2 protein-coding genes are annotated in these 442 nt (G+C 47.7%); both read right to left on the reverse strand.

Annotated features, from left to right (window positions below):
- The coding region (gene hemG / locus RVS70_RS22475) for a protoporphyrinogen oxidase (RefSeq protein ID WP_321134945.1) at nucleotides 1-337 on the reverse strand (337 nt) is incomplete at its 3' end.
- A 14-nt stretch (nucleotides 338-351) separates the two neighbouring features.
- Nucleotides 352-442: hypothetical protein (locus tag RVS70_RS22480; RefSeq protein WP_321134947.1), on the reverse strand; the 91-nt coding region annotated here is incomplete at its 5' end.

Below are 442 nucleotides of genomic sequence, written 5' to 3' on the forward strand. Positions count from 1 at the left end.
CCATTACAGCGCCCTTCGGCATTGGATGCAGGGTGCGGTTTACAAGCACATAGGATTGTCCGGTCGCATTGTTGACAAGCAAATGCTCAAGACCTAAATCTTTAACAAGCTGCGGGGCGCTTTTCTTCCGTTCCAGAAATGAGTCTGGCCCTCTTTCGATGATATAGCCGTCTTTCTTGACAGTCTGGATTTTTCCGCCGACTCTCGGACTTGCCTCAACAAGTGTCAGCTCAAGCGGCAGATTCTTTTCTTTGATTTCTTTTTCCAGATAGAAGGCGGCGGCTAAACCGGTAATGCCGCCGCCGATGATGACTACATGTTTTTTTCCGTCACTCATGTTCATCGCCTTCTTTAACGTCCTAATTTTTTTAATACGACTGTTGCCAAAGCATCAATAAACTCAGGCTTGGCCTTCGGCATTTCCGGCCGGTAATAGCTTGCG

This window comes from Virgibacillus sp. M23 (genome assembly GCF_034190895.1).
Taxonomy (GTDB): Bacteria; Bacillota; Bacilli; order Bacillales; family Amphibacillaceae; genus Virgibacillus; species Virgibacillus salarius.